Here is a 7,865-nt window from a genome sequence, read left to right on the forward strand (position 1 = left end):
CTTCGCCAGCTACGTGGGCAGCGCTCCCTTGGACGCCTCCAGCGGAAAGAACGTCCGCCATCGTCTCAACACCGGCGGCAACAGGGCCCTGAACAGCGCACTCCACATCATCGCGATCTGCCAGATCAGGGACGGCGGCCGCGGCCAGGAGTACTACCTGCGCAAGATCGCCGAAGGCAAGACGCCCGCTGAAGCCCGTCGGGCACTCAAGCGCCGCTTGTCCAACGTTGTCTATCGGATCATGAAGCGCGATCAACGGAGCCAACTTCCTACGGCCGCTTGACACACAGAGGCGCTAATCAGCGGTCTGTCAGTGCCTTCGGAGCTGGTGACACCACCCCCCGGGCCATGCACTCGACAAGGGGAGGTAGTCATGCCAACTCCGAAGGCCGGTAACCCCGTTGCGGGGCTACGAAGACGGTAATGGGGGGGCGTCGGCGTGGGCGGCGAAGAACTTCTGGCCGCGCCAGACGTCCCGGTTACCGATGACGAACAGTCGGCGCTTGGCGCGGCTGACGGCGACGTTTGAGGAGGTTGGGGTAGAAGGTCGCAGACCTATACCACATGAAGATCAACTCGAGGCCAACAACCGGGCGGGGTTCTTGCGCAGTCAGGCTGCGGCACCCGCGGTCTTCGGCCGGTCGGCGTTCACCTGGCCCATGACCCGGTCGATCGTGATCTCGATGACCACGCGCTCCGGATCCGGAGCCGGTGTCCGCCCGTACCGGTCCGCGTAGCGGGCCACGGCGTCGTCGACCGCTGCCGCGTCGGTCAGCACTTCGGCGGTGCCTTCCAAGGTGGACCAGCGGCCTCCGTCGACCTGGCAGACGGCCGCGCGGGCTTCGCCGGGGCGGGACGCCTGAATATTGGCGACCTTCTTACTTGATTTGCGTGTGATAACGCGAGCGACCCCCACCTCGACATCAAGGGTCACGCCGACGGGCACTACATGCGGGCTTCCGTCGGAGCGAAGCGTGGTCAGCGTGCACAAGTGGTACTCATTCCAGAACGCTGAGTACTCAGGACTCTGGCTGAATATGTCGCTAGGCATGCTCGTGAGCGTAACGCGAGGCACTGCACACATTGACGCGGAAGTGATCTCTTCCACACATCTATTCGCGCCCCAGGTGCTGACGGGATCTACCTTTTGCGTTTAATGCTCACGCTATTCTCTCGCTAAATATCTCAAAATGGTAACGAAAGTACGTGCCGGCTGCGTTGTGGTGACCAATATGACCGCAAGTGAATCAGCAGTTCAGGGCCGTGATCGAAAAACCTAAATGGTCGATTTCATAGGTTTTATTGAGGATCGCGAAGGTGTCCTGCTGGACCTCGAGGCACAGCTTTCCGGCCTTGATCTCATATGGGCCTGACGTAGGGTCCGAGACTGTTCCCACAGGAGCTTCGCCCGGTCGCTTAACCGTTCGCGCTAGCGATTTCGTGAGGCCGGAGAGGCTCTTGCGTGTCCTCGCGGCTCGCTCGCTGAGGCCGGCGCGCGCCCTTCTGCGGAGCTGGTCCGGCGTTTGCGATCACCTCCATGAGCGCCGTTTGGGGACCCGAACATCGTTGACCCGTGGTGGCTGGCGCCCGGCTCTGAGCAAGAGCCCCGATCGGCCGGTACGAAGGGATTGCTCAAATGTCTCCGGGAGAGAGTCGTCACGGCGCTCCGGAATCTCCGGTGCCCGCGCAGGACAGAGCGAGCCGCTGGCGGTTGGGGCGGTGGCGCACAGCTGAGAGACGGACCGTGGAGCGCGACCTCCACCGCCGACTGCGGCAGGAACTGCGCAACCTCGGCATCCACCCACCTCTGGACGTGGAAGAGCTGGTCAAGGCGCTCAGCGAGAGGCGCGGACGCCCGATCGTCCTGCGCCCCTTCCCGCTGGAGAAGCCGGGGCCCTCGGGGCTGTGGATTGATACGCCGCAGATGGACGTGATCCTCTACCAGCAGGAGACGACCCGGCTGCACCAGAGGCAGATCATCCTCCACGAGGTCCTCCACATCCTCGTCGCCGAGTGGGAGAACGGCCAGGTGGAAGAGTCGCCGGAGGAATCCCCGGACGACTTCGTCGAGGGTTGGGCGACACTCATCCCCGTACTCGATCCCAAGCTGATCCGGCGGGTCGCCCGTCGGTGCTCCTACGAGGACGACGAGGAGTGCCAGGTCGAACTCGCGGCCACGATCATCTTGGAGTGGGACTCGGTGGTGGGCGAGCTCCCTCCGCTGTCGGAGGATCCGGAAGTGCGTCGGGTTCAGTCCGCCCTGGGCGACCGGCGAGGCTGGCTGTAGTCCATGAGCGAGATACTCCTGCTGATCATCGCGGCTGCCGTCGTGTGGAGGCTCTACCTGTGGTCTCGAGCCCCGCATGACGCTCCCACGAGGTCCGTCGCCCTCTGCCTGTTAAGCGCGGGCCTGTCGTACCCCGTGGCCATGCCGGGCGGCACCACCGGCATCGACACCGTGGCCGGGCACGGCACGGCGAAGCTGATCCAGAACGTCCTGTTGCTGCTGACGGTGTACTTCCTGATGTGCTTCTACCTGTACTCGGCCGACCGGTCTGCAGCGCGGCGTCGCGCCCGGTGGGAAGCCGTCGTCGTGTCCGTGGTCGCGGTGGCGATCAGCCTGGCGGCCGTGACCGTGCCGCATCGGGAGTTCGCCGGCTCGTTCAGCACGGCGGACATGACGGTCCCGCAGATCGCCTTCTTCTACGCTGGCGCGGGCCTGTACCTGATGTACGCGCTGGGCGCTGCCGGACGATGGACCGCCCGCTATGCCCGCATGTCCGGCAGGCCGCACGCCACCGGTCTGTGGATGACCGCGATCGGTCTCGGCGCGATGGCGGTGGCCTGCGCTGTCCGTGCGGTCTTCGTCGCCGTGCGATGGAGCGGCGGTACCGTTCCGGACCGGCTCATGGCCGGCGTGGCGTTCTGGCTGGTGGTGTCGATCCTGCTTTTCGTCGCGGGCGTCACCTATTCGGCGGCTCGCTCAAGGATCACAGCCACGCGGCTGTGGCTGCGGCGTCGCCGGGATCACCGTCGGCTGACCCCGCTGTGGCAGCTGCTGACCGAGGTCTACCCGGAGAACGAACTGCGCCCCGCCTCCCGCGGCCTGTGGGACCGGTGGCGAGCGCGCGGCGTGCACCGTCGCTATCACCGGCGGATAGTGGAATGCCGGGACGGGCTGGTCGACATCAGCCCCTATCTGGTGGACGAGGACGGTGGCCCCGACCTGCTCCACCTGGAGCCAGCGGAACTGGCGAGCCGACTGCGGCGTGCTGCCGTCACGATCCGGCAGGGCGCGCCGGCTCCGGGGCAGGCAGTGCTGCTCGCGGTGCCGAAGGAAGACGACCGGGACGCGGATGTACGGCAGCTGATCGCGGTGTCGGAAGCGCTACGGCTGACCGCGTGACTGTGGAAGAACGAGGGAGACGTAACGAGATGCTGATCACCGCCAGCCGTGTCCTGACCGGCTCCGGGACGTACCTGGAGGACGGCGCAGTCCTCGTCGAGGGCGACTGGATTGCCGCAGTCGGGCCGCGCGCACAACTCGCTGACCGCGTCGGCGCGGAGGGGAAGCGCTTGGCGTTTCCCGATGCGACGGTGGTGCCCGGACTGGTCGACGCCCACGTGCATCTTGCGTTCGACGGCGGCGGCGATCCGGTGGCCACCCTCGCCGAGTCGAGCGACGAGACGCTGCTGGAGGACATGCGTCGGCGTGCGGAGCAACTCCTGTCCAGCGGGGTGACGACGGTCCGGGACCTGGGAGACCGCAACGGCCTGGCGCTCCGCCTGGACGAGGAGATCGGCCGTGGCGGCACTTCCGGCCCGCGCATCGTGTCCGCGGGCACACCGGCCACCCCTCCTGGAGGGCACTGCCACTTCCTGGGCGGCGAGGTCTCAGGCGTGGACCAGGTCCGGGATCTCGTACGGCGCAACCTCGCAGCAGGCGCCGGAGTGATCAAGGCCATGGTGACCGGAGGCGGCCTGACCAAGGACGGGCCGAAAAGCTGGCAGAGCCAGTTCACCCCGGAGGAGTTGCAGGCCTTGGTGGACGAGGCCCACAAGGCCGGCGTGCCGGTGGCCGCGCACGCACACGGTGCGGACGGTATCGCCGCTGCCGTGGAAGCCGGCGTGGACACGATCGAGCACTGCACGTGGATGACATCCGACGGCTTCGACCTCCGGCAGGACGTCCTGAAGCGGATCGTCGACGACGGCATCACCGTCTGCCCGGCGGTGAGCCCCCACTGGCAGATGCTCCCGCGCTTCTTCGGCGAGGAGCGGGCAGCGGCCATGTTCGACCTGGTCCGGCAGATGGCGGAGGCCGGCGCCAAGCTCGTCGCCGGAACCGACGCGGGAGTCCAGCGCGCAGGGTTCGACGGGCTGGTGCCGGCCCTGTCGTTCTACGCGCACCTGGGCCTGCCGACCAGCAAGATCCTCGACATGGCCACAGCGGACGCGGCCGACGCGCTGGGTCTGGGCGAGACGACGGGCCGGATCGCTCCGGGACTTCGTGCAGACCTGTTGGTGGTCGAAGGGGATCCCCTCGAAGATCTCGACGCACTGGGCGCGATCCGCGCCGTGGTCGCCGCTGGCCGGCACCACGACCTGTAGAGAACAGCCCCAGCACAGGCGCGGCCCCGCATGCTGTCCGAAGCCTCCAGTCGGGCTTCGGGCAGGCGCGCTACTCGCCTACGTCCGGCTCTCGCTCCTCCAACTCCGTGACCAGGTTGTTGACGAACTCCATGACGTTCGTCGGCAGACCCTGCGAGCCCATCCCGCGCCCCTTGACCCGGCCCACGGCCCCCTTCCTCGACGCCGACAGGAGCTGGAGACCCTCGTAGACCTGGCGGGCCACGGCATCATCCGGCTGGAAATACATCGGCGATACACCGAGGAAGACCGCCAAGCCCTCAAGGACTACAGGCGACGCCGTCTCCACGGCGCCAGTACGCAGATCCAGAACCCCTGCCGCGGAGATGACCCGTGCCCCGGCATGTGCGTTGATCGCATCGGCGATCTCCCCGTCCGCAGGCGGACCCTGCTCGCCGGGATACGAGCGCTCCAGGACCAGGGTGATCTTCTCCGCCAACGTGCCGGGCGGACCCACCGATGCCGGAGCAGCCCCGGTGGCCTCCGATTCGGCTTCACCGCCCTGCGCCTTGGCGATGGATCGGTCCTCCGCGCGTCGCAGCTCCTCCTCGCTCACCCCGTAGGCCGCCGCCAGGGCCGGGACGTACTTGTCTTTGAGCCGCCGCTCGCCACGTTCAGCTCCCGCCACGGGACCGGCGCTCTTGGTCCCGATCAGCGGCGCCGTCTCGTACTGGTAGTAGCCGGCGTCGCACCGCAGGTCGGTAAGGTCCGGGAGTCCTGTGCGAGGAAACAGATCGTCCAGTTCCCGTTTGAGCGCTTTCGCCAGGGCAGGAAGCTTCTCCGGGTCGGGAGTCGCAAGTCCGGTCTCCCAGCCTGCGACCGTCGAGTCCGCTACGCCGACGGCCGTTGCCACGTCGGCCTGCGCGACATCGGCGGCACGCCGCACGGCGCGCACACGGCCTCTGTCGAAGTGGCGAGCAGACATCCAACCTCGTTTTTCTGCAAACCGAAGTAATATCGGCGTGTTGACTTATTGTGTGAGTGGAGATGGCTTCAGCTTAGCGAAAAACGGGGAGCGTCGCACGCTCGCTCGGGCTTCGCTTTCGATCTTCAGGGGTGCTGCGGCCGAGGAGATCGATCCGGGAGGGCTCTGTGCGGTCCTGTGCGCGGGGCGCTCTCCAGACGTAATCGGCGGAGGGGTCGTATTCCTCGACCGCCGGGCGGTGTGTGTTCCAGCTTTTCGGTAGGGCGCTGAGATCACATCACGGCTGCTCCGCGTCCGTGCGCGGTACTTGCAGAGTGGCTGTCGCGCGAGGAGTTTCGTATGTCTCTGTTTCAAACGACGGTCTGCCGTATGGCCGTTCGGGCAGGCATTGCGACTAATGCGGAGGCTCCAACCGGTATTGATGTGCCGTTAGTTGCACCGGATCGTGCGTTCCTGAGTCGCACGTCTGCTGCGAATTAGCCCATCCATGCTGGGGCGCTCGGGAGCTGATGAGCCATGGAGTCGGAAGCGTAGTTCAGTGGCGCTACCGACATGGCTGCTGCCGGGTATCTGCGCCTTGAGGCCACGCAGTGGCTTCGTGGCCACCGGGTAGAACGCTGCCTGCGAGGGAGCGGAGATGCGTCGCCTCAGCGATATATGTCGAGTTGGCGTCGGATCAGCCCACAGTCCGCAATCCGCTGGAGTGTTGGAAGTGGTGTGCATATGTTGCTGGTCCGTCGGCGAAACCGCCGAATCAAGATCTCCTCAAGGGAGGAAATGAGAGCCATACAAGACGCCAAGTCCGCAGTTTTCAGCGGGAGATGAGACCGGCGCCCAGAAGTTAGCAGCTTCCGGGCGCCAGGCCCGCCACCCCTGAGGGTGCGGATTCATAACCGGGGCGAGTCGGCTGACCTTTTCGACGAGAACGGCCGTCCCACCCCACCTACGAGTGAGGAATTGTCGCATGCCCGAGTCCTGGACCGGAAGGGCGCTCGCCGCCCAGCCCGCCAAGACCGTTGACCCCACCGCGCGTACCCGTCAGCTCCGCCTGGCCGTTCTCCTCGCGGACATGATGCCCGGTGCCCGCATCGTCCGCGTCTCGCAGCATCAGCCCAGCCAGACCTGGCCGAGCCCGTATGCCCGTGTGTACGACAAGCAGGGGCACTTCGTACCCCTCAACCGGGCCCAGCGCGTGACCGCCGCCCGCTGGGTGATCCGCGCCTACCCCGAGGCGAACTGGGACGAGGCGCACGACCTCGACCTGACCACTGCGGGCCTGCGACCCGCACTCGAGGCACGTGCTGTCGCGGAAGGAGGCCGCTGACCGTGGCACGGATCCGAACGATCAAGCCCGAAGCCTTCGCCTCCGAGTCCCTCGCCGCCGTCTCCATCGCCGCAGAGCGAACCTTCTTCGGTCTCCTCACCCAGGCCGACGACCACGGCCGTTTCCGCGACCAACCTGCTGTTCTCGCAGGGCTGCTGTGGTCCCTGCGCCCGGAGCACGGCCCCGTGGAGGTCGAGGACGACCTGACACAACTCGCCTCTGCCCACCTGATCTGCCGCTACGAGGGTGACGAGGGCAAGCGGTACCTGCACATCGTGACCTGGCGCCAGCACCAGAAGATCAACCGACCGAGCGGCGTTCGTTTCCCCGCCTGCCCTATCCACGAGGTCGAGCAGCGTGATGAGGATGCACCGCAGGCTCACGGAGCCCTCAATGAGGCCTCAGTGAGGGCTCTCGGAGCGCTCAACGAGCCCTCGGACACTCCGCATGAGCCCTCCATGAACCGTAAAACACCAGGTCAAGGAACCTTCCGTGAGCCCTCACGGAGCTCTCGCGGAGGCCTCAGTGAGCCTGCGGTGAGCCCTCATCGTCCGGATCTTGGATCTAGGAACTTGGACCTAGGAACTACTTCTCCTTCGGGAGGCGCAAGCGCCCCCGCACCGGAGACGGTCTCCACGAAGCTGCTCATCGACGAGTACGCCGCCGCGTGTGCTCACCGCCCGCCGAGCGGCGTGCTCGGGCACCTTGGACGCGAGACGGCCAAGCTCCTCGCTGAGGGCATTGCTCCCGAGTACATCCGCGCCGGACTGGCTCGCCATCGAGTCAAGGGCCTGCACCCAAGCACGCTGCCGAGCTTGGTCCACGAGGCGATGAACGCCACCCCAGCTGGTTTGGTCCGGCCGGAATCGCGTCCTAACCTCGATCTTTCGTGACGGTCCGCCGACGGAGTCGGTGGGCCGTTTCGCTTTCTGTGGCTGGTGGTGGGCAGGCTGAGGAGCCGTGTGT

8 protein-coding genes are annotated in these 7,865 nt (G+C 66.5%); 6 read left to right on the plus strand and 2 right to left on the minus strand.

Annotation, left to right across the window (positions count from 1 at the left end):
* Positions 1 to 283 (plus strand): transposase (locus tag ACFU95_RS50455; protein ID WP_383844531.1); only part of this gene is annotated, 283 nt, incomplete at its 5' end.
* 327 nt (positions 284 to 610) lie between these two features.
* Here ACFU95_RS50455 and ACFU95_RS50460 read toward each other — a convergent pair.
* Positions 611 to 1,051 carry a pyridoxamine 5'-phosphate oxidase family protein gene (locus ACFU95_RS50460; RefSeq protein ID WP_383844534.1) on the minus strand — a complete coding sequence of 147 codons (441 nt, stop codon included), beginning with the start codon at positions 1,049 to 1,051 and terminating at the stop codon, positions 611 to 613.
* Positions 1,052 to 1,744: 693 nt separating this feature from the next.
* Here ACFU95_RS50460 and ACFU95_RS50465 point away from each other — a divergent pair.
* Genes ACFU95_RS50465 through ACFU95_RS50475 form a run of 3 tightly spaced genes read left to right on the plus strand, consistent with a single transcriptional unit; the run spans position 1,745 to position 4,611 of the window.
* Positions 1,745 to 2,287 carry a hypothetical protein gene (locus ACFU95_RS50465; RefSeq protein ID WP_383844537.1) on the plus strand — a complete coding sequence of 181 codons (543 nt, stop codon included), beginning with the start codon at positions 1,745 to 1,747 and terminating at the stop codon, positions 2,285 to 2,287.
* Between the two features lie 3 nt (positions 2,288 to 2,290).
* Complete coding sequence (locus tag ACFU95_RS50470; protein ID WP_383844540.1) at positions 2,291 to 3,406, plus strand: MAB_1171c family putative transporter; 1,116 nt, start codon at positions 2,291 to 2,293, stop codon at positions 3,404 to 3,406.
* A gap of 29 nt (positions 3,407 to 3,435) precedes the next feature.
* Entirely contained in the window at positions 3,436 to 4,611 is a 1,176-nt protein-coding gene (locus ACFU95_RS50475; protein ID WP_383844543.1) for an amidohydrolase family protein, read from the plus strand.
* A gap of 70 nt (positions 4,612 to 4,681) precedes the next feature.
* On the opposite strand, the gene ACFU95_RS50480 is transcribed toward ACFU95_RS50475, so the two are convergent.
* A complete protein-coding gene (locus ACFU95_RS50480; protein WP_383844546.1) occupies positions 4,682 to 5,575 on the minus strand; it encodes a helix-turn-helix transcriptional regulator in 894 nt (297 codons plus the stop codon).
* Between the two features lie 964 nt (positions 5,576 to 6,539).
* On the opposite strand from ACFU95_RS50480, the gene ACFU95_RS50485 reads away from it, so the two are divergent.
* Together ACFU95_RS50485 and ACFU95_RS50490 are read left to right on the plus strand one after the other, a co-directional pair.
* Positions 6,540 to 6,899, plus strand: coding sequence for a hypothetical protein (locus ACFU95_RS50485; RefSeq protein ID WP_383844549.1), 360 nt, complete (start codon positions 6,540 to 6,542; stop codon positions 6,897 to 6,899).
* Positions 6,900 to 6,901: 2 nt separating this feature from the next.
* Entirely contained in the window at positions 6,902 to 7,792 is an 891-nt protein-coding gene (locus tag ACFU95_RS50490; protein WP_383844552.1) for a hypothetical protein, read from the plus strand.
* Positions 7,793 to 7,865: the final 73 nt, after the last annotated feature.

Source organism: Streptomyces sp. NPDC057623, from assembly GCF_042800355.1.
Lineage (GTDB): Bacteria > Actinomycetota > Actinomycetes > Streptomycetales > Streptomycetaceae > Streptomyces.